The 24118-nt window shown below is 68.6% G+C and carries 25 protein-coding genes; 7 read left to right on the forward strand and 18 right to left on the reverse strand.

Annotated elements, in window-relative coordinates; all coding sequences use genetic code 11:
• Positions 1 to 39: 39 nt before the first annotated feature.
• The gene (locus tag B7K21_RS03565) at positions 40 to 486 is read right to left on the reverse strand and encodes a hypothetical protein (protein ID WP_084073844.1); all 447 of its coding nucleotides are present in this window, start codon (positions 484 to 486) and stop codon (positions 40 to 42) included.
• Between the two features lie 110 nt (positions 487 to 596).
• Between B7K21_RS03565 and B7K21_RS03570 the strand changes: the two genes are divergently transcribed.
• Positions 597 to 1958, forward strand: a complete 1362-nt coding sequence (locus tag B7K21_RS03570; RefSeq protein WP_084073845.1) for an 8-oxoguanine deaminase — start codon at positions 597 to 599, stop codon at positions 1956 to 1958.
• A 113-nt stretch (positions 1959 to 2071) separates the two neighbouring features.
• On the opposite strand, the gene B7K21_RS03575 is transcribed toward B7K21_RS03570, so the two are convergent.
• From B7K21_RS03575 to B7K21_RS03595, 5 genes are read right to left on the reverse strand one after another with little or no spacing between them, the layout of a single operon-like run.
• The gene (locus B7K21_RS03575) at positions 2072 to 2665 is read right to left on the reverse strand and encodes a helix-turn-helix domain-containing protein (protein WP_084073846.1); all 594 of its coding nucleotides are present in this window, start codon (positions 2663 to 2665) and stop codon (positions 2072 to 2074) included.
• An 8-nt stretch (positions 2666 to 2673) separates the two neighbouring features.
• Positions 2674 to 3543: an ABC transporter permease gene (locus tag B7K21_RS03580; protein ID WP_084073847.1), complete on the reverse strand. Its 870-nt coding sequence runs from the start codon at positions 3541 to 3543 to the stop codon at positions 2674 to 2676.
• The gene (locus tag B7K21_RS03585) at positions 3540 to 4334 is read right to left on the reverse strand and encodes an ABC transporter permease (protein WP_084073848.1); all 795 of its coding nucleotides are present in this window, start codon (positions 4332 to 4334) and stop codon (positions 3540 to 3542) included. Before B7K21_RS03585 ends, B7K21_RS03580 begins: the two co-directional genes overlap by 4 nt.
• Positions 4334 to 5158 (reverse strand): ABC transporter ATP-binding protein, encoded by an 825-nt coding sequence (locus B7K21_RS03590; RefSeq protein ID WP_084073849.1) that lies wholly within the window; start codon positions 5156 to 5158, stop codon positions 4334 to 4336. Before B7K21_RS03590 ends, B7K21_RS03585 begins: the two co-directional genes overlap by 1 nt.
• Before the next feature lie 20 nt (positions 5159 to 5178).
• Positions 5179 to 6264 carry an ABC transporter substrate-binding protein gene (locus B7K21_RS03595; protein WP_144016044.1) on the reverse strand — a complete coding sequence of 362 codons (1086 nt, stop codon included), beginning with the start codon at positions 6262 to 6264 and terminating at the stop codon, positions 5179 to 5181.
• Between the two features lie 212 nt (positions 6265 to 6476).
• On the opposite strand from B7K21_RS03595, the gene B7K21_RS03600 reads away from it, so the two are divergent.
• Entirely contained in the window at positions 6477 to 7379 is a 903-nt protein-coding gene (locus tag B7K21_RS03600) for an FAD binding domain-containing protein (protein ID WP_234989165.1), read from the forward strand.
• Complete coding sequence (locus tag B7K21_RS03605) at positions 7376 to 10078, forward strand: molybdopterin-dependent oxidoreductase (RefSeq protein WP_084073852.1); 2703 nt, start codon at positions 7376 to 7378, stop codon at positions 10076 to 10078. Before B7K21_RS03600 ends, B7K21_RS03605 begins: the two co-directional genes overlap by 4 nt.
• 35 nt (positions 10079 to 10113) lie before the next feature.
• Here the strand turns inward: B7K21_RS03605 and B7K21_RS03610 are convergent, their stop codons facing one another.
• Complete coding sequence (locus tag B7K21_RS03610; protein WP_084074789.1) at positions 10114 to 11058, reverse strand: XdhC family protein; 945 nt, start codon at positions 11056 to 11058, stop codon at positions 10114 to 10116.
• 118 nt (positions 11059 to 11176) lie between these two features.
• Between B7K21_RS03610 and allB the strand changes: the two genes are divergently transcribed.
• Positions 11177 to 12517 carry an allantoinase AllB gene (gene allB, locus B7K21_RS03615; RefSeq protein ID WP_084073853.1) on the forward strand — a complete coding sequence of 447 codons (1341 nt, stop codon included), beginning with the start codon at positions 11177 to 11179 and terminating at the stop codon, positions 12515 to 12517.
• A gap of 55 nt (positions 12518 to 12572) precedes the next feature.
• On the opposite strand, the gene B7K21_RS12430 is transcribed toward allB, so the two are convergent.
• From B7K21_RS12430 to nrdH, 6 genes are all read right to left on the reverse strand, one after another.
• Positions 12573 to 13412, reverse strand: coding sequence for a hypothetical protein (locus tag B7K21_RS12430; RefSeq protein ID WP_144016045.1), 840 nt, complete (start codon positions 13410 to 13412; stop codon positions 12573 to 12575).
• Positions 13413 to 13720: 308 nt separating this feature from the next.
• A complete protein-coding gene (locus B7K21_RS03630; RefSeq protein WP_144016046.1) occupies positions 13721 to 13960 on the reverse strand; it encodes a hypothetical protein in 240 nt (79 codons plus the stop codon).
• Positions 13961 to 14210: 250 nt separating this feature from the next.
• Positions 14211 to 15185: a class 1b ribonucleoside-diphosphate reductase subunit beta gene (gene nrdF, locus B7K21_RS03635; protein ID WP_084073857.1), complete on the reverse strand. Its 975-nt coding sequence runs from the start codon at positions 15183 to 15185 to the stop codon at positions 14211 to 14213.
• Between the two features lie 31 nt (positions 15186 to 15216).
• Positions 15217 to 17322 carry a class 1b ribonucleoside-diphosphate reductase subunit alpha gene (gene nrdE, locus B7K21_RS03640; RefSeq protein ID WP_084074790.1) on the reverse strand — a complete coding sequence of 702 codons (2106 nt, stop codon included), beginning with the start codon at positions 17320 to 17322 and terminating at the stop codon, positions 15217 to 15219.
• A gap of 20 nt (positions 17323 to 17342) precedes the next feature.
• On the reverse strand, positions 17343 to 17744 hold the full coding sequence (gene nrdI, locus B7K21_RS03645; RefSeq protein ID WP_084073858.1) for a class Ib ribonucleoside-diphosphate reductase assembly flavoprotein NrdI: 402 nt from the start codon (positions 17742 to 17744) through the stop codon (positions 17343 to 17345).
• An 11-nt stretch (positions 17745 to 17755) separates the two neighbouring features.
• Positions 17756 to 17992, reverse strand: coding sequence for a glutaredoxin-like protein NrdH (nrdH, locus tag B7K21_RS03650; protein WP_084073859.1), 237 nt, complete (start codon positions 17990 to 17992; stop codon positions 17756 to 17758).
• A gap of 481 nt (positions 17993 to 18473) precedes the next feature.
• On the opposite strand from nrdH, the gene pucL reads away from it, so the two are divergent.
• Together pucL and B7K21_RS03660 are read left to right on the forward strand one after the other, a co-directional pair.
• Positions 18474 to 19388 (forward strand): factor-independent urate hydroxylase, encoded by a 915-nt coding sequence (gene pucL, locus B7K21_RS03655; RefSeq protein WP_084073860.1) that lies wholly within the window; start codon positions 18474 to 18476, stop codon positions 19386 to 19388.
• 76 nt (positions 19389 to 19464) lie between these two features.
• Positions 19465 to 20859 (forward strand): amidohydrolase family protein, encoded by a 1395-nt coding sequence (locus tag B7K21_RS03660; RefSeq protein ID WP_234989166.1) that lies wholly within the window; start codon positions 19465 to 19467, stop codon positions 20857 to 20859.
• Positions 20860 to 20862: 3 nt separating this feature from the next.
• On the opposite strand, the gene B7K21_RS03665 is transcribed toward B7K21_RS03660, so the two are convergent.
• Positions 20863 to 21693, reverse strand: coding sequence for an SDR family NAD(P)-dependent oxidoreductase (locus tag B7K21_RS03665; RefSeq protein WP_084073861.1), 831 nt, complete (start codon positions 21691 to 21693; stop codon positions 20863 to 20865).
• Between the two features lie 59 nt (positions 21694 to 21752).
• Here B7K21_RS03665 and B7K21_RS03670 point away from each other — a divergent pair, with 59 nt between their 5' ends.
• The gene (locus B7K21_RS03670) at positions 21753 to 22334 is read left to right on the forward strand and encodes a TetR/AcrR family transcriptional regulator (protein ID WP_084073862.1); all 582 of its coding nucleotides are present in this window, start codon (positions 21753 to 21755) and stop codon (positions 22332 to 22334) included.
• Between the two features lie 95 nt (positions 22335 to 22429).
• Here B7K21_RS03670 and B7K21_RS03675 read toward each other — a convergent pair whose 3' ends face one another.
• The 4 genes from B7K21_RS03675 to B7K21_RS03690 form a co-directional block, all read right to left on the reverse strand.
• Complete coding sequence (locus B7K21_RS03675) at positions 22430 to 22786, reverse strand: CPBP family intramembrane glutamic endopeptidase (RefSeq protein ID WP_159448401.1); 357 nt, start codon at positions 22784 to 22786, stop codon at positions 22430 to 22432.
• Positions 22787 to 22930: 144 nt separating this feature from the next.
• Complete coding sequence (locus tag B7K21_RS03680; protein WP_084073864.1) at positions 22931 to 23173, reverse strand: hypothetical protein; 243 nt, start codon at positions 23171 to 23173, stop codon at positions 22931 to 22933.
• Entirely contained in the window at positions 23148 to 23603 is a 456-nt protein-coding gene (locus B7K21_RS03685; protein ID WP_084073865.1) for a hypothetical protein, read from the reverse strand. Before B7K21_RS03685 ends, B7K21_RS03680 begins: the two co-directional genes overlap by 26 nt.
• Before the next feature lie 2 nt (positions 23604 to 23605).
• Positions 23606 to 24076: a hypothetical protein gene (locus tag B7K21_RS03690; RefSeq protein ID WP_144016047.1), complete on the reverse strand. Its 471-nt coding sequence runs from the start codon at positions 24074 to 24076 to the stop codon at positions 23606 to 23608.
• Positions 24077 to 24118: the final 42 nt, after the last annotated feature.

The raw sequence follows: 24118 nt of genomic DNA on the forward strand, positions 1-24118 counted from the left end.
ATCCCACCACGACCCACCGACACCGGCGATGCGCAGGCATCAGCAGCGCTCCCTGACCTCCGAGTCCAGCGCGAGCGCGTCCTCCTGGATCGACGCGGGGAAGTTCTTGAAGTCCTGCGAGTCGGGGTCCGCGGGGCTCACGGCGGTGTCGTAGTGCGCCTCGAGCGACGCGATGACGTCCTCGAGCTCCTCGGGGGCCACCTCGGCGAGTGCCGTGAACTGCACCACATGCTCGTCCGAGCCGATGAACTCCCGCTCGACCGGCACCAGCATGGGCGCGGCGGCCTCGCAGAACGCCGCGAGGTCGAACTCGTCTCCCGGCGCCTCGGGGGCGTCGGAGGCCTCGACGGGAGCCGATACCGGGGCGACGGGCGTGGCGTCCCGCGTCCCCTCGGCGGGGGCGTCGGCTGGCGAGCACGCGGCGAGCAGCAGAGCCGACGCCAGGGCGAGCACGGGCAGGGCGGAGCGTGAGGACTTGGGGATCATGCCGCACGACCCTAGCGACCGGCCGCAGGACCGCAGAGGCCCTCGTCCGGCGCGTCGGGCGCGAGTAGGCTTGACCGACGGCCAGGGCGGCCGTGGGAGGGAGGCCGCTCATGGCCGGATTGACGCTCATCGAGGGCGGCCACGTCGTCACCATGGACGCTGCGGGCGCCGAGCTCGCACGCGGCCACGTCGCGATCCGCGGCGGACGCATCGTGGCCGTCGGGCCAGGGCCCGCCCCCTCGGACATGCGCGACGCCGCCGCCCGCCGCTACGACGCGACCGGCACTCTCGTGACCCCCGGCCTCATCAACACTCACCACCACCTGTATCAGTGGCTCACGCGCGGCTGGGCGCAGGACTCGATCCTGTTCGACTGGCTCGTTGCCCTCTATCCCACATGGTCGCGCATCACCGCAGACACGGTGGGCGCGGGCGCTGCGGGCGCGATGGCGACGCTCGCACGCTCGGGCTGCACCACCGTGGGCGACCACCATTACATCTTCCCCGCGGGCTCGGGCGACATCCTCGGCTCGATCGTCCACGAGGCGGGCGAGCTGGGCCTGCGCCTCCACGCGACGCGCGGATCGATGGACCTGGGCGCCAGCCAGGGCGGGCTCCCCCCGGACTTCGCGGTCGAGACCACGGCCGACGCACTGCAGGCCTCCGAGGACGCCGTACGCGCGTTCCACGACCCGTCGTTCGACGCGATGGTGCGCGTCGCCATAGCCCCGTGCTCACCGTTCTCGGTCACCACAGATCTGCTGCGCGAGTCCGCACCTCTCGCGCGCGAGCTCGGCGTGCGCCTGCACACGCACGGCTCAGAGACGGTCGAGGAGGCCGCATTCTGCGCCGAGCGCTTCGGGATGGGCCCCACCGAGTACCTCGAGTCCGTCGGTTGGCTCGGCGACGACGTGTGGATGGCGCACTGCGTGCACCTCTCCGATGCTGACATCGCCAAGTTCGCGGCCACCGGCACGGGCGTCGCGCACTGCCCGTCGTCGAATGCGCGCCTCGCCGCCGGCATCGCTCCGCTGCGCCCGATGCTCGACGCAGGGGTACCCGTCGGCCTCGGCGTGGACGGCGCCGCCTCCAACGAGGACGGCACGCTCGGCTCGGAGATCCGCCAGGCGGCTCTGATGTCGCGCCTGAGGGACGGCGCCACCGCGATGCCCGTGCGCGACGCGCTGCGCGTCGCCACCATGGGCGGCGCGAAGGTGCTGGGCCGTGAGGACGAGATCGGGTCGCTCGAGGCGGGCAAGCTCGCGGACCTGGTCCTGTGGGACCTCACCGCAGTGGAGCACGCGGGCATCGCGGACCCCGTCGCAGCCCTGGGTCTCGGCTCGCTGCCGACCGTGAAGCTCATGCTGGTGCAGGGCGAGGAGGTCGTCACCGACGGGCGGCTCGCGCGCGCGGACGAGCAAGTCATCGCTGGTCGGGTGGGGGACGCGGCTGCACGTCTCGCGGAGGCGTGAATCGCCTGGTTGCGCGCGTGGCGCCGGCGTGGGAGGCGTGAGTCGCCTGGCTGGGAGCCCGCCCGACGCTCGGGGCGGGCATGCCTGCGCAGGCCGCCCCCGCGTCGGGCTTGCTACCGACCCGCCTGCTGCTTGACCGCGAGGAGCCTGACCGGACCGCCGGCGCACCACCAGCGATGCAGCACGCCCCCGGAGTAGTAGGTCGAGTCACCCGGCCCCAGGAGCGTCTCGACGCCGTCGAGCTCCAGACGAAGCGAGCCGTCGAGGACCATGATCCACTCGTCCTCGGCGTGGGTGAAGGTCTCCCCCGGCTCGGTGCGGCTGCACTCGATCGTCATGGGCAGGAACGGCCGCGAGCCGTGGGCGAGCGGCAGGGCGGGGTCCTGCGCGAAGTCGGACATGGGCTCAGCTGAGTCGCCCGCGTGGTACGTCTCGACGCGCGGCGGCGGGGCGGTCCCGTCGGCTGCCTCGGCTGCGGCGATCAGCTCCACGGGACTGGTCTCAAGCGCCACCGCGATCCTGCGCAGCGACGGCAGCGAGAAGTTGGCAAGCCCGCGCTCCACCTGGGACAGGAACGGGTGCGACAGTCCAGTCGCGCTCGCGAGCTGCACGAGAGTCAGCCCGCGAGCGCGCCTCAGCGCCCTCACATGCGCGCCCAGTCGGGCGCCCGAGGGGTCGTTGTCCTGCAGGGGACTGACGGCGGTCATCGCTGCTCTCAGAGACGCTTGGTGGGGTGCATCCCCATGCGGGCGAGCACCGTGTTCTCCAGGATAGCGACGAGGTTGTAGAGCACGAGGGAGGTGAGCGTGACGAGCACGACGGACGCCCACAGCTCATCGAACTTGGCGGACGTGGCGTAGCCGTTGATGACGCCGCCGATGCCCGAACCGGTGGCGAGCCACTCCGCGAGCAGCGCACCGGTGATCGCACCGGGAACTGACACGCGCACGGCGGCGAAGAACGCCGGGAGGGACGCAGGCAGGGCCACCTTGGTGAGCTGCTTGATGGGCCCTCCGCCGTAGACCTGCACCACCTCGAGCGTCTGCTGCGACGACTGCTGCAGACCGAACGCGATGTTCACGAGCGCCGGGAACAGCACCACGATGCCTCCCATGACTGCCACGGTCAGGAACTCGCGGCCGAAGATCATGATGATGATCGGCGCGAACGCCACCAGCGGCACCGAGCGCAGCAGCAGCGCGATGGGCATCATCGCCTGCTCGAAGCCGCGCGACAGGCGGAAGCCGATCGCGCCCAGGAGCGCGAGCAGCAATCCCGCGGCGAAGCCGATGACGGCGTCTCCGAGCGTGACGGCGAGGTTGCCCGCGATCTCGGCGCGGTTGGCGGCAGCCTCCTCCTCGACGAAGAAGAAGTTCCAGACGTCGACGGGGCCCTTGGCCACGTACGGCGAGAGGTCCGAGAACCACAGGGCGAGCTGCCACAGGACCGTCACGCCCACGAGCGTGAGCAGGAACGTGAGCAGCGAGGCGCCGAGCGCCTTGCGGGTCGCGGCGCGCGCCTGCTTGCGGACGAGCGCGGCGGGATCGGCGATCGGCGGGTTGGCGGCGGTGGCGGTGGCGGTCATGAGGCCGCTCCCTTCGACCAGGGCGTGGCGAGGCGGGTGAGCACGCCCACGCCGAGGTAGAGCACGAGGGCGATGAGGCCGGAGACGAGCGCGATGCCCCACACGCGCGGCGAGTTCAACGCCTGCTGCGCGATGACCATCGCGACGCCGATGCCGGTCTCGACCTTGCCGAAGTACTCGCCGAGCACGGCGCCGAGGAACGCGGCAGGCACCGCGATCTGGAGCGCGGTCAGCACGGCGGGCAGCGCGGCCACGACGCGCACCTTGCGCAGCTGGGTCCACGAGTTGCCGCCATAGACGGAGACGAGATCGAGGCTCGCCTTATCGGCCGCGTGCAGGCCCAGCAGCGAACCCACGACAGTCGTGAAGAACACGCTCAGGCCCGCCATGAACACGGCAGTGCCGGACGGCTCGCCCTTGGACGGCACCTCGAAGATGAGCACGAGCAGCGGGCCGATCGCGACGATCGGGATGCAGTACGTGATGACGGCCAGCTGCGACACGACGCCCTCGAGCCGAGGCACGACCATCACGAGCGCGGCGAGCGCGAGCGCGAGTCCGTTGCCCCACAGGTAGCCGAGCGCAGCCTCGTGGAGCGTGACGGAGAAGTGCGTCCAGTAGAAGTGAAAGCCGATCTCGCCGAAGTCCTGGATCACCTGCACCGGCGTCGGAATCGCCTTCGTGTTGCCCGAGCCGACGTTGGCGAAGACCGTGACAGACGTGATCCACCACGCGGCGATGAGGCCGACGGCGCTCATCACGGCCGTCGCCCAGGACGGAAGCCTGCGCATCAGTCGTCCTCGGTCGCTGCGCCGCCCTCGCCGAACAGCAGGTCCGATGCGCGGTCCACGTAGGCGTGGAACTCGGGGCTGCGCTGGATGTCCGGGGTGCGGGGACGCGGCAGGTTGATCTCCATGACCTCCTTGACCCGGCCGGGGCGCGGGCTCATGACCGCTACCTGGTCGGCGAGGAAGATCGCTTCGGTGATGCCGTGGGTGACGAGCAGGGTCGTGGCCGGCTTGGCCGCGAGGATGCGCATGAGCTCCAGGTTGAGGCGCTGGCGCGTCATGTCGTCGAGCGCGCCGAACGGCTCGTCGAGCAGCAGCACCGAGGGCTTGAGCACGAGCGCGCGCGCGATGGACACGCGCTGACGCATGCCGCCGGAGAGGTGCGCGGGCTTGGCCTTCTCGAAGCCCTTCAGACCGACGAGCTCGATGAGCTCCTCGATGTAGTCGTGGTCCACGCTCTTGCCTGCGACCTCGAACGGCAGCTTGATGTTGCCGTACACCGAGCGCCATGGGAGCAGCGCGGAGTCCTGGAAGGCGATGCCGAGCTCGTTGTAGGCGCGCAGGTCGGCGGGCGTGCGCCCGTCCACGCGGGTGGAGCCACTCGTGGGCTCCTCGAGTCCGGCGAGGATGCGCAGGATGGTCGACTTTCCGCAGCCGGACGGCCCGAGCAGGGCGAGGAACGAGCCCTGGTCGGTGTGCAGCGTGGCGTCCTGCAGCGCGGTCGTGGTCTTGCCACGCGAGTGGAAGACCTTGGTCAGGTCGGAGATCTGCAGTCCGGTGCCCGGGGCGGTCTCGCCCCGGGCACCGGACTGGGTCACGTCAGTCACGTGAGAATCCCTCGTGAGACTCAGCCTGCGTAGGCGATGAGCTCGGGGTACTCCTCGTAGACCTCGGCGAGGAGGCTCATGTCGAAGAGGTCCTCGGCGGTCACCTCGATGCCGGCGCCGGCGAGCGAGGCGATGGTCTCCTCCATCAGGGTGTCCGAGATGGTGAAGAGGCCGTTGGCGACGGTCTCGTCGGAGACGACAAGGTCCTCGGCCTGGACGATCGCACCCTGAGCCGACACCTCGGCGTTCAGGCCGAGGTCAGCGCCGTAGACCTCGACTGCGAGGCGCGAGCCCTCCTCGGGGTCGTTGACCGCGTCGGTCCAGCCCTTGATCTCGGCGACCAGGAAGGCCTTGAGCATCTCGCGGTTGGAGTCGATCGTCTCCTGCGTGGTGGTGATCGTCTCGGCGACGAACGGCAGACCGTTGTCCGCGAAGGGCAGGTTCACGGTGTCGTAGCCCTCGTGCGCGAGGATCAGCGACTCGTTGGTGAGGTAGGCGATGAAGCCGTCGACCTCGCCGTTCGTCAGCGGCGCGGGGTCGTACTGGACGGGCACGATCTCGAGCTCGTCCTCGGAGATGCCGTTGGCGGCGAGCAGCGCGAGGAACAGCGACGTGTTGGAGTCCTGGACGCCGATCTTCTTGCCGATCATGTCCTGGGGCGTGGCGATGTTGCCACCGTCGGCCAGCGACAGCACCGTGAAGGGGTTCTTCTGGTACGTCGTGCCGATGATCTTCAGCGGTGCACCCTCGGACGCGACTGCTGAACCGATCGAGACCGCGTCGGACAGCGCCACGTCCGCGGTGCCCGACAGGAGCTCTGCCGCGCCGGTCGACGGGCCGGGCACCATGTCGACGGAGCTGAAGCCCACCTCGGTGTAGTAACCGTTCGAGTCCGCGAAGAACTCGCCCGCGAACTCCTCGTTCTTGATCCACGAGAGCTGGAGCGTGATGTCGCCGTAGTCGGCGGCCTCCATCGGCTCCTCGGTGCCGTCTCCGGTCGCGGTGTCGGTGGGCTCGGCGTCTCCGCCGGACGAGCAGGCCGCGAGCGTGAGCGCGGCGACGGCGACCGTCGCTGCGACGGCGGTGCGCTTGATGCTGAATGACATGAGGTCTCTCTCCCTGTGTTCGAGTGCCACCGTGGGGACGCCGTCGGGGACGGTCGGTGGAGCGCTCCGCGCCCCCATCCAGCCGGGCGCAAGAGCACCCCGAACGAGGCACACTCGCAACGTAGGGACTGTAGATTTCATCAACATGACCACTTGTGTTTCGGGGTCGTAAATTCCGGCCGCCGTGACACAAACGTGACATCCGCGCATGTTTGACTGATCAACATTCCCGACGCCGCGGCTGGCTTCCCGACGCCCTCGCCCCCGCGTCGGGCATCGTCACCGATGCACCGAAGCCCCTGGAAGGAGGCGAGATGGACCTCACCGCCGTCGCCGCCTACCGTCGCGCGACCACACGCCAAGACCTTGCCCTCTCCCCCGGCGAGCGCTTCCTGGCGGGCGGCACGTGGCTGTTCTCAGAACCCAACCGCGACATCACGGGGCTCGTGGACCTCAGCACGATGCCGTGGGCGCCGCTCGAGGTGAGCCAGGACGGACTGCGCATCGGCGCGACCTGCACGATCGCCCAACTGCTCGAGCTCCCCGCGCACCTCGGCTGGCGCGCGCAGCCGCTGTTCGAGGACGCCGCGAACGCGCTCCTCGCGAGCTTCAAGATCTGGAACGAGGCCACGGTCGTGGGCAACGTGTGCCGCGCGTACGCGGCCGCCGCGATGCTCGCCGCGTGCGCGACGCTCGACGGCGTCGCCGAGATCTGGGAGCCCGGCGGCGGCACGCGCCACGAGCCCGTCGCCTCGCTCCCCACGGGCAATGGCACCACGTCGCTCGCCCACGGCGAGGCGGTACGCGCGATCGACATCCCCTCCCGCGCACTCGAGGGTCGAACCGCGCTGCGCAAGATCGCCCTGGCCGAGCTCGGCCGCTCTGGAGCCGTCGTCACGGGCCGGGCCGACGCCGACGGCTCGTTCACGATCGTCGTCACCGCCGCCACGCTCAAGCCGACGGTGCTGCGGTACCCGATCCCACCCTCGCCCGCGCGCGTCGCCGACGACGTGCGTGCTTCGGACGGCTTCTACACCGACGCGCTGGGCTCCGAGGACTGGCGCCGCCACGTCGCCGGAGTGCTCGCCGCCGAGATCGTCGAGGAGCTCTCATGACCTTCGACCTCAACGGCTCCCCCGTCGCCGCCGAGCCGGCGCCCGGCCAGTGCCTGCGCACGTTCCTGCGCGAACACGGCGCCACGGACGTGAAGAAGGGCTGCGACGCCGGGGACTGCGGCGCCTGCGCCGTGCTCGTGGACGGCGAGCCCGTGCACTCGTGCCTCTACCCCGCCGTCCGCGCCTCCGGCAAGGCGGTGACCACTGCGTCGGGCCTCGCCCCAGGCGACGACCTCGCGCCCGTCCAGGAGGAGTTCGCTGACCGCTTCGCGTTCCAGTGCGGCTTCTGCACGCCCGGCATGGTCGTGACGGCCTCCACGCTCACCGAAGACGACCTGCCCGACCTGGACCGACGGCTCAAGGGCTCGCTGTGCCGCTGCACGGGCTACCGGCCCATCCGCGAGGCCGTCGAGCACGCGGTGCGCGGAGGCTGCGGCGGCACGTGCGAGGGGATCTGCGGCACGCCCGACGCTGCGGCCGGGTCCGGCGCCGTCGGAGCCTCCGCGCGACCGCCGGCTGCCACGCGCGTGGTGCAGGGCCGCGAGCCGTACACGTTCGACGAGCTGCCCGAGGGCACGCTGCACCTCAAGGTGCTCGGCTCGCCCCACGCCCATGCTCGCATCGTGTCGATCGACGCAAGCGCGGCACTCGCGATGGACGGCGTCCACGCGGTGCTCACGCACGAGGATGCTCCGGCCACCCGCTTCTCCACGGCGCGGCACGAGAACAGGCTCGACGACCCGCGCGACACCCGCATCCTCGATGAGGTGGTGCGCTTCAAGGGCCAGCGGGTCGCGGCCGTGATCGCGGACACCCCGGCCATCGCCGACGCGGCTCGCGAGGCCATCGTCGTCGCCTACGACCTGCTGCCCGCGGTCTTCGACCCTGAGGAGGCGCGCTCCGGCTCGGCCCCCGTGATCCATCCGGACCGCACGCCCGACGACGGCGTGCTGGACGCCGCCCGCAACACCGTCGCCTCCTGGAAGGGCGGCTACGGGGACGTCGACGGCGGGCTGGCCGCAGCGTCGGCCGTGGCCACCGGCACCTGGAGCACCGGGCGCGTGAGCCACGCGCAGCTCGAGACGCACGGCTCGATCGGCTGGATCGACGACTTGGGACGTCTCACCGTGCGCACCAGCTCGCAGGTGCCGTTCCTGGTGCGCGACGAGCTCGCGCTGATCCTGGATCGCGCGCCGGAGTCAGTGCGCGTCTTCACAGCGCGCGTGGGCGGAGGATTCGGCGGCAAGCAGGAGATCTTCACCGAGGACCTCGTCGCACTCGCGGTCCTCAAGACCGGCCGTCCCGTGGCGTACGAGATGACGCGTGAAGAGGAGTTCATCCGCACCGCGACGCGCCACCCGTTCCGCGTCAAGGCGACGCTCGGCGCATCCGCCGAGGGGCTGCTCACCGCCATGGACATCGAGGTGCTCAGCAATACCGGCGCATACGGCAACCACGCGATCGGTGTGATGTTCCACGGCTGCGCCGAGTCGCTCGAGGCGTACCGCTCCCCCGCCAAGCGCCTCGACGCCGAGGTGGTCTACACGAATCAGACTCCCGCAGGAGCGTTCCGCGGCTACGGGCTGGGACAGGTGATCTTCGCGGTCGAGTCCGCGATGGACGACCTCGCGCTCCAGCTCGGGATCGATCCCTATGAGATGCGGCGCCTCAACGCAGTCAAGGAGGGCGACCCGCTCGGCGTCACCGAGCGCAAGCACCAGGACGGCCTCATCTTCGGCTCGTACGGTCTCGATCAGTGCCTCGACCTCGCTGAGGCCGCCATACGACGCGGCAACGGTGTGGCGGCCCCCGAGGGCTGGTCCGTCGGCGAGGGCATGGCGCTCAGCATGATCGCGACGATCCCGCCGCGCGGGCACCGTGCGACCGCGTCCGTGACGGCCCTGCCCGATGGCACGTTCGTGATCGCCGCCGGCACCGCCGAGTTCGGCAACGGCACCCACACCGTGCTCACACAGATCGCCGCGGAAGCGCTGGGGGTCTTGCCAGGCGCGGTCGCGCTGCGCGCCTCAGACACCGACGCGACTACCTACGACACGGGCGCGTTCGGCTCGACCGGCATCACCGTCGCAGGCAAGGCCGTGCACGCGGCCGCCGTCGCCCTGCGCGCGCGCCTCAACGCGGGCGAGTCGATCCCGGCCGAGGGGCTCACCGGCGAAGGCTCGACCGACGGCATGATCCGCTCGCTCGCGTTCAACGTGCAGGGCTTCCGGGTCGCAGTGAACCCCTCCACGGGGTCCGTGAAGATCCTCCAGAGCGTGCAGGCTGCCGACGCCGGCGTGGTCCTCAACCCCGCGCAGTGCCGCGGCCAGGTCGAGGGCGGCGTCGCTCAGGGCATCGGCTCGGCGCTGTACGAAGAGGTGCTCATCGGCGACGAGGGCGCTCCCACGAACCCTGCGTTCCGCGTCTACCGCGTGCCGCAGATCGCGGACGTGCCCGTCACCGAGGTCTACTTCGCCGAGACTTCCGACGCGCTGGGTCCGTTCGGCGCCAAGTCCATGTCCGAGTCGCCGTACAACCCCGTCGCACCCGCGCTCGCCAATGCGATCCGGCGTGCGATCGGAGCGCGACCCTACGAACTGCCGATGACGCGCGACCGCGTCTGGCGCCTCGCTCAGTCCACCTCCCCCGCGGTCCCGACTTCACCCCACCACCGAGACTCTCAGCCAGGCGCCTCATGACTCCCGTCAGCGCGTCAGACGCTCACCCAGGGCCCTCACGCCTCCCGCGCGCGGTGAATCGGCCCGCGCCGCTCGCTCAGCCGCGCGCCACTCGCCCCCGAGCGCTCCACGAGGATCTCCGCGACGATGGCGACTGCGGTCTCCGCGGGCGTCGATCCGCCAAGGTCCAGACCGATCGGCGACCTCATCCTCGCGAGCTCGCTCTCGCTGAGCCCCGCCTCGCGCAGCAGCCCGATGCGACGCTCGTGCGTACGCCGCGAACCCATCGCGCCGACGTAGCCGGCCTCCGAACGCAGGGCGAGCGCGAGCGTCGGGATGTCGAAGCGTTCCTCGTGCGTGAGCACACACACCACGTCGTTCGCGCTCAGCGTCTGCGAGCGGAGGTACCGATCGGGCCACATGGCGACCACCTCGTCGGCCTGCGGGAAGCGTGCCTCGGTCGCGAAGACCGGCCGCGCATCCACGACGGTAACGCGGTAGCCGAGCGCCTTCGCGGCGCTCGCGAGCGCGCCCGAGAAGTCGACGGCACCCACGATGATCATGCGCGGCGCCGCAGCACGCCTCAACGTGAAGACGCCCGACGCTCTGGCCGGGTCGCGCGGCACGTCCAGTTTGACATCGGCGCTGGTATCAAGGCTGTCGCGCAGCGCCTTGATGACCTCGGAGTCGCCCAGCTCGACACGCATCGCGACCACGCCGAGCGACCCTCCGCAGGCCAGCCCGGCGGCGTAGAGGTCGCCCTCGCCGCCCAGATCCACATCGATCAGACCGTCTTCGACGAGCACACGCTGGGCGAGGTCGTAGGCCTCGCCCTCGACGCAGCCGCCGCTGATGGACCCGATCGCACGCCCGTCGCGCGTGACCGCCATCGCGGAGCCCACTGCGCGCGGCGCCGAACCGTGCACGGCCGTCACGACGACCACGCCCAGCGCATCGCCGGCATCCAGCTCGGCCAGCATCTCGCGGGCGATCTCGAACACGTGCATCCCTCCTCAGTCGCCGCCAGTGTAGGCGCGGCGGCGCACCCGCCCAGCCCCAGCGTCGGGCATGCCCCGCCGCGTGCGACCCCGAGACCGTCCCCGCTCCGGAGGCCCATTCATGACTAATATCGACCTGGTGATCCGCGCCCCGCGCGCGGTCGTCGACGGCGCGGAGACTGCGGCCTCGGTCGCGATCTCGGGCGGCACGATCGTGGGGCTGGGCCCCGTGGACGCGCCGTGGCATGCCGCCGCCGAGCGCGTCCTGGCCGACGACGAGGTGCTGATCCCCGGCATCGTGGACACGCACGTGCACGTCAACGAGCCCGGGCGCACCGAGTGGGAGGGCTTCGCGTCCGCGACCGCCGCTGCCGCCGCCGGAGGCGTCACGACGATCATCGACATGCCGCTGAACTCGATCCCGCCCACGACCACGCTCGACGCGCTCGAACTCAAGCGCTCGGTGGCTGCTCCCAAGGCGCGCGTCGATGTGGGCTTCTGGGGCGGCGCCATCCCGTCGTCGCTCGGGCATCTCCGCGATCTTCACGAGGCGGGGGTCTTCGGCTTCAAGTGCTTCCTCGCCCCCTCGGGCGTGGACGAGTTCCCCGAGCTCGACGCGGTCCAGCTGCGGTCCGCGATGGAGGAGATCGCCTCGTTCGGGGGGAGGCTCATCGTGCACGCGGAGGACCCGCGCCACCTGCACGAAGATGCACCCGGCACTGACCCCGTCGCGTTCGCCGGGACGCGGCCCGACGCGGCAGAGGTAGATGCGATCGGCGCCGTCATCGAGGGCGTCCGCGCCACGGGCGTGCGGGCGCACATCCTGCACCTCTCATCCGCAGCGGCGCTGCCTGCGATCCGCGCGGCGAAGGCCGAGGGCCTGCCCCTGACGGTCGAGACCTGCCCCCACTACCTGACGTTCGACGCCGCCCACATCCCTGCCGGCGGCACGCAGTACAAGTGCTGCCCACCGATCCGCGACGAGGCGAATCGCGAGGCCCTGTGGGAGGCGCTGTTCGACGGCACCATCGACATCGTCGCCTCGGACCACTCCCCCGCGACTGCGGATCTCAAGCTCGCGGGTGACGGCGACTTCGCGCTCGCATGGGGAGGCATCGCAGGACTCGAGGTGAGCCTCAGCGCGATCTGGACCGGGGCGTCGGCGCGGGGCCGTACGCTCGCCGACGTCGTCGGGTGGATGTCCACGGGAACAGCGACCTGGGCCGGGCTTGAGGCCAAGGGCGGCATCGCCGTGGGCAAGGATGCGGACCTCGTGGCCTTCGCGCCGGACGCCGAGCGCGTCATCCACGCGGGCGAACTGCACCACAAGAACCCTGTGACCGCATTCGACGGGCACGCCTTGCGCGGCGTCGCACGCACCACCTGGCTGCGCGGCACCGCGGTGCACGGCGAGGGCGCGGCGGGCAATTCCGAGGGCCGCCTGCTACTGCTTGGTACCTAGTTCGGCACCCGCGTGGCGTCCCACACGGCGGCTCCGAGAGCCCGAGGCGGTCGGGCTACCGGACGGCTCGACGCACGCGACGAGTACCCCAGAGAATCAACTCAACCAACGACGTCGCAGCTACTGCGGCGAAGACTCCCGCGAGGAAGAGTCTCGCAGGCTCACCGCGGACTTGGGTGGTGTTGATCCCAACGAGAGTGTGCCGAGGCAAGAACCCGTGCGTCTCTTCGGCAAGCAATGCATAGGTTACGACGACGTCGCCACCCACAGTCACGATCGGATCCAATTCGCCTGACCAGTCGTAGAACACTGGAAGTGACGGGTCAGCGTAGCCAGCAACGACGTGCGCCCCCTCGGCGATCGGAGTGTCGTAGCCGACGACGAGCGTAGGGACCGCCGCAACGCACTCGCGTTCGGAGCACTCGAGCCCGGGCAGGTACCAATGGCTGCGCTCGTCGGCGGAGACCGAAGGCGCACCGCCGAGGGAGACCACGCCAGTCACGACGGCACCATCAGGGGTGCCCGTCCATTCCGACACCACTGAGACCCTGCTTCTCACCAGCGACTGGCCCTGTGCTACTTCCGTGGATACAGCGCAGTTGTCTGGTTCACAAACAACATCGCTTGCAGAGAGCACACGCTCCAAGAACACGAGCTCAATCTGAGCCTCGGTCCCCACAGCAGTCGACTCTCCAGTCCATGCGGTGACCGCAATATCGACTGGGTCTTCGAGCCCGAGCGCCAAGTCGGTACCGCCAACAAGTACAAGCGCGTCCGCAACGCTCGCATCGCTGTTCACCGCGGCAAGCAAAGGTGCACGCGGCTCAACTGCCTCAGCCGCTGGGAAGAGTCCCCAAGCGAGGAGCGATGACCCGACGAGAAGCATGAGCGCCACGGCCGGGCGGGAAACCAAGATCCTCACGACCGCATGTAGCCGATGAGCTGTTCGCACAGGCGAGATGCTACGCGACCCCTCACCGGGAGGGCTCGGTCTCGGTACCCGAAGACGGGAGCAGCGATGGCACGCACCTCGATGGACGCGTGCACTGCACGCTTTCGCCAGGGAACCGACCGCGGGTACGAACCAGTTCGAAGGCGGCACGGCTACGGCGCACGCGTGATCCGCGTCACGTGGCTGCGCGGCACCGTGGTCAATGGCGAGGGCCCGGCCGAGCAGCCAACGGGCTCGTTGCTGGAACGAACCTAGGCATCGACGCGGCTACGCGCCTGCACCAGGAGCGCAACGCCGAGGAGAACCAGCACGAGCGAGGCGCCGACACCGAACATCGAGGTGAGGGTCAGCGTCGGCAGTTCGGCTCCCTGGAACGCGCCATCCGACTCGGGCCGGTCGGCCACCACTCCCAGGATGTACCCGTGGGCGATCCACGCTGCGCCGGTCAGCGCGCCCAGCACGACACAGATGACGCCTGCTATACGGTTCATTCCTGCAGTGTGGCACGCGGGCTCGCGATCACTTCGCGGCCGCTGCGCGCTGGTAGCCATTCAGCGCTGCTGAGGAGGCAGTTTCCAACGCTCAGTGACTACCAGGAGACAGCGGGGTGCGCGGGCGCGGGCGGAGGGCGCGGGGCTACGTGCACGCAGGCACGCGGGCGTGCGGATCAGGCGCCGGACGCACCGAGGGCCCCGGCGCTTGCGCGCTGGGGCCCTCGGCTGCTGATGGACTCGCTAGGGCTCAGAAGTCCCAGTCGTCATCCGTCGTCTCCTCGTGCTTGCCGATCACGTACGACGAGCCGGAGCCCGAGAAGAAGTCGTGGTTCTCGTCTGCGTTGGGCGACAGCGCCGAGAGGATCGCGGGGCTGACATCGCAGATGTTGGACGGGAACAGTGCCTCGTAGCCCAGGTTCATGAGGGCCTTGTTGGCGTTGTAGTGCAGGAACTTCTTGACGTCCTCGGTCATGCCGAGCGGGTCGTAGAGGTCCTGCGTGTACTGCACCTCGTTGTCGTAGAGGTCGTAGAGCAGGTTGAAGGTGTAGTCCTTGAGCTCCTCGCGGCGCTCAGGGGTCTCCTTCTCGAGGCCCTTCTGGAACTTGTAGCCGATGTAGTAGCCGTGGACGGCCTCGTCACGGATGATGAGGCGAATCATGTCAGCGGTGTTCGTCAGCGTGGCACGGCTGGACCAATACATGGGCAGGTAGAAGCCCGAGTAGAACAGGAACGACTCGAGCAGGGTCGAGGCGACCTTCCTCTTCAGCGGGTCGTCACCGTGGTAGTAGTCCAGCACGATCTGCGCCTTGCGCTGCAGATTCTGATTCTCGGTGGACCAGCGGAACGCCTCGTCGATCTCGCGCGTGGAGCACAGGGTCGAGAAGATCGACGAGTAGCTCTTGGCGTGCACCGACTCCATGAACGCGATGTTCGTGTACACGGCCTCCTCGTGCGGCGTCAGCGCGTCGGGGATGAGCGAGACGGCGCCCACGGTGCCCTGGATCGTGTCCAGGAGCGTGAGGCCGGTGAACACACGCATCGTCAGCGTCTGCTCCTCCGGCGTGAGGGTCGCCCAGGACTGGACGTCGCCGGAGATCGGCACCTTCTCAGGCAGCCAGAAGTTCGCGGTGAGGCGGTTCCAGACCTCGACGTCCTTCTCGTCCTCGATGCGGTTCCAGTTGATCGCGTCAACGTGGCTGATGAGGGTCAGCTTCTCTGTCATGTCGTTCCTTCTTCGAATCTCGACGGGGGCGTCACAGCATGCAGCTGACGCAGCCCTCGACCTCGGTGCCCTCGAGCGCCATCTGGCGGATGCGGATGTAGTAGATCGTCTTGATGCCCTTGCGCCATGCGTAGATCTGGGCGCGATTGATGTCGCGGGTGGTCGCGGTGTCCTTGAAGAACAGCGTCAACGACAGTCCCTGGTCCACGTGCTGCGTCGCGGCAGCATAGGTGTCGATGATCTTCTCGGGACCGATGTCGTACGCGTCCTGGAAGTACTCCAGGTTGTCGTTGTCCATGAACGGCGCCGGGTAGTACACGCGACCCAGTTTGCCTTCCTTGCGGATCTCGATGCGCGACGCGATCGGGTGGATCGACGAGGTCGAGTTGTTGATGTAGCTGATCGATCCCGTCGGGGGCACGGCCTGCAGGTTCTGGTTGAAGATGCCGTGCTCCTGCACGGAGGACTTCAGCGCGCGCCAGTCGTCCTGGGTGGGGATGGCGATGCCCGCCTCGGCGAACAGCTCGGCGACGCGCGACGTCGCCGGCGCCCACTCCTGCTCGGTGTACTTGTCGAAGAACTCGCCGCTCGCGTACTTCGAGTCCTCGAAGCCCTCGAACGCGGTCCCCTGCTCCTTGGCGATCTTGTTCGAGGCCGCGATCGCGTGGAACAGCACCGTGTAGAAGTAGATGTTGGTGAAGTCGATGCCCTCCTCGGATCCGTAGTGGATCCGCTCGCGGCCCAGGTAGCCGTGGAGGTTCATCTGGCCCAGGCCGATCGCGTGGGCGCGGTCGTTGCCGTACTTGATGGAAGGCACCGAGTCGATCGAGGACTGCGTGGAGACCGCAGTGAGGCCGCGCACGGCGATCTCGACGGTCTGCGCGAGGTTGCCGCCATCCATCGCGGTCGCGATGTTCATGGAGCCGAGGTTGCAGGAGATGTCCTTGCCGATCTCGTCGTACGAGAGGTCGTCATTGAACACCGAGGGGGTGTTGACCTGCAGGATCTCCGAGCACAGGTTGGACATGTTGATGCGGCCCTTGACCGGGTTGGCCTTGTTCACCGTGTCCTCGAACACGATGTACGGGTAGCCGGACTCGAACTGCAGCTCGGCGACGGTCTGGAAGAAGTGGCGGGCGGAGATCTTGGTCTTGCGGATCCGCGCGTCGTCCACCATCTCGTGGTACTTCTCGGTGATCGAGATGTCGCCGAACGGCACGCCGTAGACGCGCTCCACGTCGTAGGGGCTGAAGAGGTACATCTCCTCGTTGTTGCGGGCGAGCTCGAACGTGATATCCGGCACGACGATGCCGAGCGACAGCGTCTTGATGCGGATCTTCTCGTCGGCGTTCTCGCGCTTGGTGTCGAGGAACTTCATGATGTCGGGGTGGTGCGCCGAGAGGTAGACGGCGCCCGCGCCCTGACGCGCACCGAGCTGGTTCGCGTAGGTGAAGGAGTCCTCGAGGAGCTTCATCACGGGGATGATGCCGGAGCTCTGGTTCTCGATGTGCTTGATCGGCGCACCGGACTCGCGGATGTTCGAGAGCGAGAGCGCCACGCCGCCGCCGCGCTTGGACAGCTGCAGGGCGGAGTTGATGGAGCGGCCGATGGACTCCATGTTGTCCTCGATGCGCAGCAGGAAGCACGAGACGAACTCGCCGCGCTGCGCCTTGCCTGCGTTGAGGAACGTGGGCGTCGCGGGCTGGAAGCGGCCGGTGACGATCTCGTCGACGAGCTTGGTCGCGAGCTCGGTGTCGCCCGCGGCGAGCGTAAGGGAGACCATGACGACGCGGTCCTCGTAGCGCTCCAGGTAGCGCTGCCCGTCGAACGTCTTCAGCGTGTAGGACGTGTAGTACTTGAAGGCACCCAGGAAGGTCGGGAAGCGGAACTTGTAGGAGTACGCGCGCTCGGTGAGCTGCTGGATGAACGCGAAGTCGTACTGCGCGAGCACCTCGGGCTCGTAGTACTCCTTCTCCACCAGGTAGTCCAGGCGTTCCTTGAGCGAGTGGAAGAAGACCGTGTTCTGGTTGACGTGCTGCAGGAAGTACTCGCGCGCAGCCTCACGGTCCTTGTCGAACTGGATGTGTCCCTCATCGTCGTAGAGGTTGAGCATCGCGTTGAGCGAGTGGTAGTCCATGCCCGTGCGGGGCTTCTCGATCACTGTTGCTTCCACAGCACATCCAATCCATTGCGGACGGCTTCCACGTCGTCCTGTGTTCCGAAGAGTTCGAACTTGTACAGGTGCGGCACCTTGCACTTGGCGGCGACGATGTCGCCGGCGATGCAGTACGCCTCACCGAAGTTGGTGTTGCCCGCGGTGATCACTCCCCTGATGAGCGAGCGGTTGTGCTCGTCGTTCAGGAATTTGATGACCTGCTTGGGCACTGCGCCCTTGTCGTTGCCGCCGCCGTAGGTGGGGACGACGAGCACGTAGGGCTCGTCCACCTTGAGCGGAGCGTCGGTCGGGTAGAGCGGGATGCGCTCGGCGGGGACCCCGAGCTTCTCGACGAACCTCTTGGTGTTGCCCGAGGTCGAGGAGAAGTAGACGAGGGAGGCCACGGGAGGTTCCGTCAGGAGGCGACCCGCTCGGCCAGCGCGGCGATGCGGTCGGGCTGGAAGCCTGACCAGTGCTCGTCGCCCGCGATGACCACGGGGGCCTGGAGGTAGCCGAGCTCCATGACGGTGTTGTAGGCGTCCTGGTCCTCGGTGACGTCGAAGATCTCGAACTCGATCTCGGCGCGCTCAAGCGCCCTCTTGGTGGCGGTGCACTGCACGCAGGCGGGCTTCGAGTAGACCGAGATCGTCATGAGGCTTCCTTTCGAGGTGTCGTCCCTGGCGGGGCGAGCAACACTATATATGGGGTGTTGGCGCGTCAACCGGCACTAGATGGTGTGTCACTAGGAAAACAGTGCCAGAGGGGTCTGACATTGCCCTCGCCCCGCACGGAGCGCCTGCGACACGCCGCACGCGACACGCCCGACACGCCGCCCGGCGACACGCCGAGCCGCTCCCCACCACCCGACAGATTGCGGTCAGCGACGCTTCGAACGCCGACTGGCGCGACAGATTGCACCGAGCGCCGGAGACCCACCCGACCCCAGCGTCGGGCATGCGCCGCGCTGCCGACACCGCCCGAAATGTAGATGTAATCAACACGATCTACCGTGAGACTGCGCGTTTCGGGCGCGTGAATTCTCCCGAGCGCCCCTGGAACCGCACGGGGCCGCCCGCCAGGATGGTGGACGGCCCCATGCGACCCCGGGGCCCGCAGCAAGAAAGGCCACAGTCATGGCGATCGTCCTCGGTGACCACCAGTACGGCAAGGCGGAGAACCGCGTGGTGCGGATCGTCCGCGACTCCCCCCGCCACGAGATTCGCGACATCAACGTGTCCTCGTGCCTGCGCGGCCGCTTCGATGACGCGCACCTCACCGGCGACCAGGCCACGGTGCTGCCCACGGACACCCAGAAGCAGACCATCTACGCGTACGCCAAGACCGTGGGGCTCACGAGCCTCGAGCGCTACGCCTACGCGCTCGCGACCCACTTCGTCGATGACGTGGAGCCCGTGGACCAGGCGCGCCTCGAGCTCGAGGAGTTCGCGTGGGACCGTGTCTCGGTCGAGGGATCCGAGCATGACTTCACGTGGGTGCGCGACGGCCAGGAGGTACGCCTGGTCTCCGTCACCACGGAGGGCACGCCCGACGCTCGGCGCACCTGGATCACCGGCGGCCTCAAGGACCTGACGATCCTGAAGTCGTCCGGCTCCGAGTTCCACGGCTTCCTCGAGGACGAGTACACGGTGCTCGAGCCGACGAGCGACCGCATCATGGCGACCTCGCTCGAGGCCCGCTGGCGGTTCGGCGACGTGGACGTCGTGACCTTCGACTTCGACGCCGCGTACGCCGCGATCAAGACCGCGCTCGTGGAGACCTTCGCGTCTCACCACTCGCTCGCGCTCCAGCAGACGCTGTTCGAGATGGGCAAGGCCGCACTCGAGGCCGTGCCGGAGCTCGTCGAGGTGCGCCTCATCGCCCCCAACAAGCACCACTTCGCCTACGACCTCGCGCGCTTCGGCATCGACAACGCCAACGAGGTCTTCCACGCTGACGACCGCCCCTACGGCCTCATCCAGGCCTCGGTCACCCGTGACGACGCGCCCGACGCCGGCCCCGCCTGGCAGCAGTACTCCGGCCTGGTCTGAGGTGAGCACCGCCTACCGCCGGGTTCCGCTGGCACCTGGCCTTCCAGTCGGGCCTGCGGATCCGGGCGGGACGCGCGTGTACCGCGCCCACATCTTCCACATCGCAGGCTCCCCCGCGCAGGAGACTGTCGCCGCGCACCTCGTGTCCCTGCCCGACGGTGCGCTCGCCGTAGACGCCGACGGTCGGGTCGCGTGGGTGGGGCCGTTCGACGCGCTGCCCGCGGACTACGCCGACGCGCCGGTCACCCGGGCGGACTACCTGATCCCCGGCTTCGTCGACGGGCACGTGCACTACCCCCAGTCGTACGCGACCGCGGCGCACGGCGGCGGCCAACTGCTCGAGTGGCTGGACCACTGCATCTTCCCCACCGAGGGGCAGTTCGCCGACCCCGACTTCGCGCATCAGGCCGCGAGGTACTTCATCCGACGCCGCATCGCCGCCGGCACCACCTCGGCGATGGTCTTCGGCTCCGCCTTCCCGGTCGCCCAGGACGCGCTGTACGAGGGGACGTTGCGCTCTGGTCTGAGGACTGTGTCCGGTCGCGGCGTGCAGACCGTGGGGCCGTCCGCCGCCGCGGCGCTCATCACCGGCGAGCGCGAGGCGATCGACCTGGTCGCGGACGAGATCGACCGTTGGCACGCCGTCGACACCGGCGACCCGCGCACCGCGCGCGTGCAGGTGGGCATCGTGCCGCGCTTCTCGCTGTCGGTGACGCGCCGCACGCTCGCCGCCATGGGCGAGCTCTACGACGGCGTGCGCGACCGCGGCGTGTACTTTCACTCGCACCTCAACGAGAACAACCGCAAGGGCGACGGTGAGATCGCCGCGGTGCTCGGCGCGTACGGGACCGAGTCCTACCTGGACACCTACGACGGCCGCTTCGAGGAGGGTTCACGCGTAGGCGGCTCGTCGTTGTTGGGCCGACGCTCCACGCTCGCGCATGCGGTGCACTGCCAGCCCTCCGAACTGGAGCGCATGGCCGAGACCGGCACCTCGATCGCCCACTGCCCCACGTCGCAACTGTTCTTGGGCTCCGGGACCATGCCCTGGCGTCGGACTGTTGCCGCGGGAGTGAACATCGGGCTCGGCACGGACATCGGCGCGGGCGACGAGTGGCTCATCTCCCGCGTGGCGGGCGACGCGTACAAGGTCCACATCTCCGAGGACGGCGATGCGGGCACCGCGCTGCACCCCGCCGAGCTGCTGTTCGCCGCGACCCTCGCGGGCGCCCGGGCGCTCGACATGGAGCACGCCTACGGCAATTTCGACGTGGGCAAGGACGCGGACTTCCTGCTGATCGAGAAGGAACGCTGGGAGCCGCTGCACGGCATGCTCACCATGGGCATCCGCTCGGACGACGAGGAACAGGCCACGGAGGAGGAGCTGTTCACCCTGCTCATGGGATTGCGCCAGCCGGCCATCGCGGGCGTCTATGTGCAGGGTCGCCAGGTCGTGGCGCCCGAGCTCTAGCGGTCAGTCGAGGTCGAACGACGCCCCGGTCGCGGCCTCCGTGACCTCGAGAAGCCGCCTCCGCTGCTCCTCGTCCCTGGCGAAGCGCGGCAGGGCGCACGGCGCGCCCGACTCGTCGACATAGGCCGACGCTGGGGCCGCCCCCGTGGCGAGCGCGACGTAGGTCTGGGCCACCGCGTCGGGCTCGGCCGCTGCGCGATTCTTGGGCGCGTACAGCCACCGCTGGAGCCGTGGCTGGGCGGCCAGCTTCTCCGCGTCGAGCCGCACTGCGGGCACGCGCAGCGCCGTGACGTGCACCCGTGGGGACCACTGCTGCGCGAGGGACTCCGCGAGCATCACCTGGGCGAGCTTGGCGTGATAGTACGCCTTGGTAGGCGTGTACCAGGTGGTCGCATCCACGTCGTCCCAGCGGATGCGAATGCGCGGCATCGCCACGAGGCCCTTGGAGGCGATGAAGATGAGCCTCCCATCGTCCGATGCGGCGAGGGCGGGGCCGAGCTTCGCCGCGAGCGCTGCGGCGCCCAGGTGGTTCGTCGCCCACACGTACTCGTCGCCTGCGGCGGTCGTCTGGCGCTGCTTCATGCCAAGGTCGAAGGTCGCGGCGTTGTTGATCAGCACGTCCACGCCGGCGTCAGCGACCTGCGCGGCCGCGCGCTCGATCGACGCGAGGTCGTCCATGTGCGTCTCGATCACGTCGACGGCTGGCCCGAGTGCCGCCCGGGCGCGATCGACAGAGCGACACAGGGCGAGCACGCGATGCCCCGCGTCCATGAGCTGCCTCGCGGCTCTCAGTCCGATGCCGGAGTTCGCTCCAGTGATCGCCACAGTTGACATGTGCACTCCTCGTCGCGCCATCCGCCCTTCGGATTGAACGCATGTTTAAACTATAGATCATGCGTTCAATCTCCGAGCAGTCGACCCCCGCGCGCATCCGCGACGCCGCCATCCGCGCGTTCGCCCGCGACGGATACCAGGCGACCATCCGCGCCATCGCCGCAGAGGCCGGCGTCGCCCCCGGCCTCGTCATCCACCACTTCGGATCCAAGGACGATCTCCGCGAGCTGTGCGACGCGCACGTCACCACGCTCCTGCTGGACGAGAAGACCCAGGGCGCGGCCACCATCGCATCGATCGCGGATCACTTCGTGGGCGAGGACTCACCGCCGCTCATCGACTACGTGCGGCGGATGCTCAACTCAGACAGCCCTGCCGCGACCGCGCTCTTCGACAGACTCACCGAAGCGACACGACGCATGCTCCGCGACCAGCAGGCGGCCGGGCGCATTCGTGAGGATGTCGATGTGGAGGCACTCGCACCCTTGCTCACTCTGTATGGACTCGCGCCGGTCGCGATGCCGGCGTTGCTCGCCCGCGCCACCGGGCGCGAGACCGTCGACGCCACGGCGCTCGAAGCCGCATCGGCGGCAATGCTGCCGCTGCTCAGCGGCGGGCTGTACGGCGACACAAGCCAATAGGGGGTTGACCCAAGCTGGCTTCGCGACTCACCCGTGCCCTACGGGTGCATCGGCGCTGATCGGTGGCCACAAGCCAGCCCATACTGCAACGCCGACTACACCGACCACCTAGTGAACAGCACCATCGGAAGCACCCCAAAGAACAGCGCAATGTCTGCGCCGGCATGCGCGATGATCGAAGCGACGATGCCCCATCGGCGGTGCACCAAAAGAAAGAGCAGGGAGGCGATTCCAGTGAGGAGCACCCCCTTCCAGAGCCCCGGGATTCCATGCCAGTGTGCAGCGCCGAACGATACGACCTGGATTGCGTAGACCGCCGCGGTGCGCGCACCGCGTGACTCGGTGAGGAGCGCGCCTCTCCACACGAGCTCTTCGCCTGCCGCATTCGCGAGCGCCATCGCGACGACACCCAGCGCGATGACGAGCGCGCTGGGCCGCACGAGATCGAACACCACAGGAGATTCTGACAGTTGCCCCCTAGTTGGCACGGAAGCCATTACGCCCGCTGCCGCGCCAACACAGAGCAACAACACACCGCCACGCCACCCGACTGCACGAGCACTCGACGCGACGACTTGCCATGCCGATTTGCCGTGTTAGACGACGAGCCACACCACTCCAACCATGAGCGGTGCCGCGATCCACGGAACTCCTGCGGCCATCACGAATCCGAGGAGCCCGATCGCGACCCGCGTGGATACACGTGTCGCCGCGAAGACCCCTGCCAGCGCTGCCGTAGCCACAATCCACAGGGCGTCTGACCTCGCAAGCACGAGACCTGTCGCGGAAACTGCGACGACCGCCGCGCGGATCTCAGTCGTCAGAGGGCGCAGCGTCATCGCTTGCGGATGCGCGCACGAGCGGAACAGTCGAGAGCGACCCAAGCGGTACTGAGACGCCGCCGCCTGCCCAGACAGGGCCGGAGTTGCCTGCTGCGGGCTGAAGGAGACACACGAAGTCACCTTCAGAGTCAGCGAGCTCCGGCCACCCATGACCGAGCTCATCCATCGCCCACTCACTCGCGATATCTGCGATCGAGACCGCGCTAGGTGTGCCTTCCGCATCCGTATCGAGCAGCGTCTGCAGCCCGCGAAGCACCATGACGAAACCACTTCGAGGGAAGCCATCTGCTACGGCCGACGGCTTCCCGGCGATCCACTCATCACGAGCGAGGTCAAGCACCCCCGCATCGAAGTCGAGGCCAACCAGTGCCAGATCTGCGGCGATCGCACCAAGCACGTCGTGCAGCGAGATGTGTTGCTGGCCCATGGCTACATGATCCTGCACTGCATGGAGAACTCAAGCACGACTTGCTTGCCGTATGTGACGTAGCCGGAGACGTTCATGATCTTGCCGGAGTTCTTGGCGGCAGTCGCGGCCGAGACGCTGCCATGCGGCGCATAGGTCTGCGACTTAGCGTCATAGCGCTTGCCGTTGACGTAGACGTCGACGACGTAGAGCGTTCCCGAGTAGGACGCGTTCGGATATGCCCCCCACTGGATCGCACGCCCGGTGGCCGCCTGCTGGATTGTGAAAGAACCGTACGAAGACGGCGCCTTGTAGCTATGGCAGCTACTGATCGGTGGCGACACCTCAACTGAAGCGCACCCGCCAAGCGTCATCGTGGCGAGCAACGCGCCTACGATCACCGCCGCTACTCGCCGGACTGCCGACACTGTATTCACTTTTCCCCCTTGAATCGGCGCACGCCCGTACACGCGCAGCGTGCGATTTTCCCCCATTACCAGGCACGCTACGGATCACTGGCGCCAGGTGCCAGAAGC

Source organism: Demequina sp. NBRC 110052, assembly GCF_002090075.1.
Classification (GTDB): Bacteria; Actinomycetota; Actinomycetes; order Actinomycetales; family Demequinaceae; genus Demequina.

Excerpts from the sequence above, each read along its gene's own strand:
- B7K21_RS03630 (WP_144016046.1), bottom strand. The coding sequence starts at position 13,960 with ATGAACCGTATAGCAGGCGTCATCTGTGTCGTGCTGGGCGCGCTGACC.
- allB (WP_084073853.1), top strand. The coding sequence starts at position 11,177 with ATGACTAATATCGACCTGGTGATCCGCGCCCCGCGCGCGGTCGTCGAC.
- B7K21_RS03570 (WP_084073845.1), top strand. The coding sequence starts at position 597 with ATGGCCGGATTGACGCTCATCGAGGGCGGCCACGTCGTCACCATGGAC.
- pucL (WP_084073860.1), top strand. The coding sequence starts at position 18,474 with ATGGCGATCGTCCTCGGTGACCACCAGTACGGCAAGGCGGAGAACCGC.
- nrdE (WP_084074790.1), bottom strand. The coding sequence starts at position 17,322 with ATGGACTACCACTCGCTCAACGCGATGCTCAACCTCTACGACGATGAG.
- B7K21_RS03685 (WP_084073865.1), bottom strand. The coding sequence starts at position 23,603 with ATGGGCCAGCAACACATCTCGCTGCACGACGTGCTTGGTGCGATCGCC.
- B7K21_RS03605 (WP_084073852.1), top strand. The coding sequence starts at position 7,376 with ATGACCTTCGACCTCAACGGCTCCCCCGTCGCCGCCGAGCCGGCGCCC.
- B7K21_RS03580 (WP_084073847.1), bottom strand. The coding sequence starts at position 3,543 with ATGACCGCCACCGCCACCGCCGCCAACCCGCCGATCGCCGATCCCGCC.
- B7K21_RS03585 (WP_084073848.1), bottom strand. The coding sequence starts at position 4,334 with ATGCGCAGGCTTCCGTCCTGGGCGACGGCCGTGATGAGCGCCGTCGGC.
- nrdH (WP_084073859.1), bottom strand. The coding sequence starts at position 17,992 with ATGACGATCTCGGTCTACTCGAAGCCCGCCTGCGTGCAGTGCACCGCC.
- B7K21_RS03665 (WP_084073861.1), bottom strand. The coding sequence starts at position 21,693 with ATGTCAACTGTGGCGATCACTGGAGCGAACTCCGGCATCGGACTGAGA.
- B7K21_RS03565 (WP_084073844.1), bottom strand. The coding sequence starts at position 486 with ATGATCCCCAAGTCCTCACGCTCCGCCCTGCCCGTGCTCGCCCTGGCG.
- B7K21_RS03575 (WP_084073846.1), bottom strand. The coding sequence starts at position 2,665 with ATGACCGCCGTCAGTCCCCTGCAGGACAACGACCCCTCGGGCGCCCGA.
- B7K21_RS03670 (WP_084073862.1), top strand. The coding sequence starts at position 21,753 with ATGCGTTCAATCTCCGAGCAGTCGACCCCCGCGCGCATCCGCGACGCC.
- B7K21_RS03595 (WP_144016044.1), bottom strand. The coding sequence starts at position 6,264 with ATGTCATTCAGCATCAAGCGCACCGCCGTCGCAGCGACGGTCGCCGTC.
- nrdF (WP_084073857.1), bottom strand. The coding sequence starts at position 15,185 with ATGACAGAGAAGCTGACCCTCATCAGCCACGTTGACGCGATCAACTGG.
- B7K21_RS03680 (WP_084073864.1), bottom strand. The coding sequence starts at position 23,173 with ATGACGCTGCGCCCTCTGACGACTGAGATCCGCGCGGCGGTCGTCGCA.
- B7K21_RS03690 (WP_144016047.1), bottom strand. The coding sequence starts at position 24,076 with ATGGGGGAAAATCGCACGCTGCGCGTGTACGGGCGTGCGCCGATTCAA.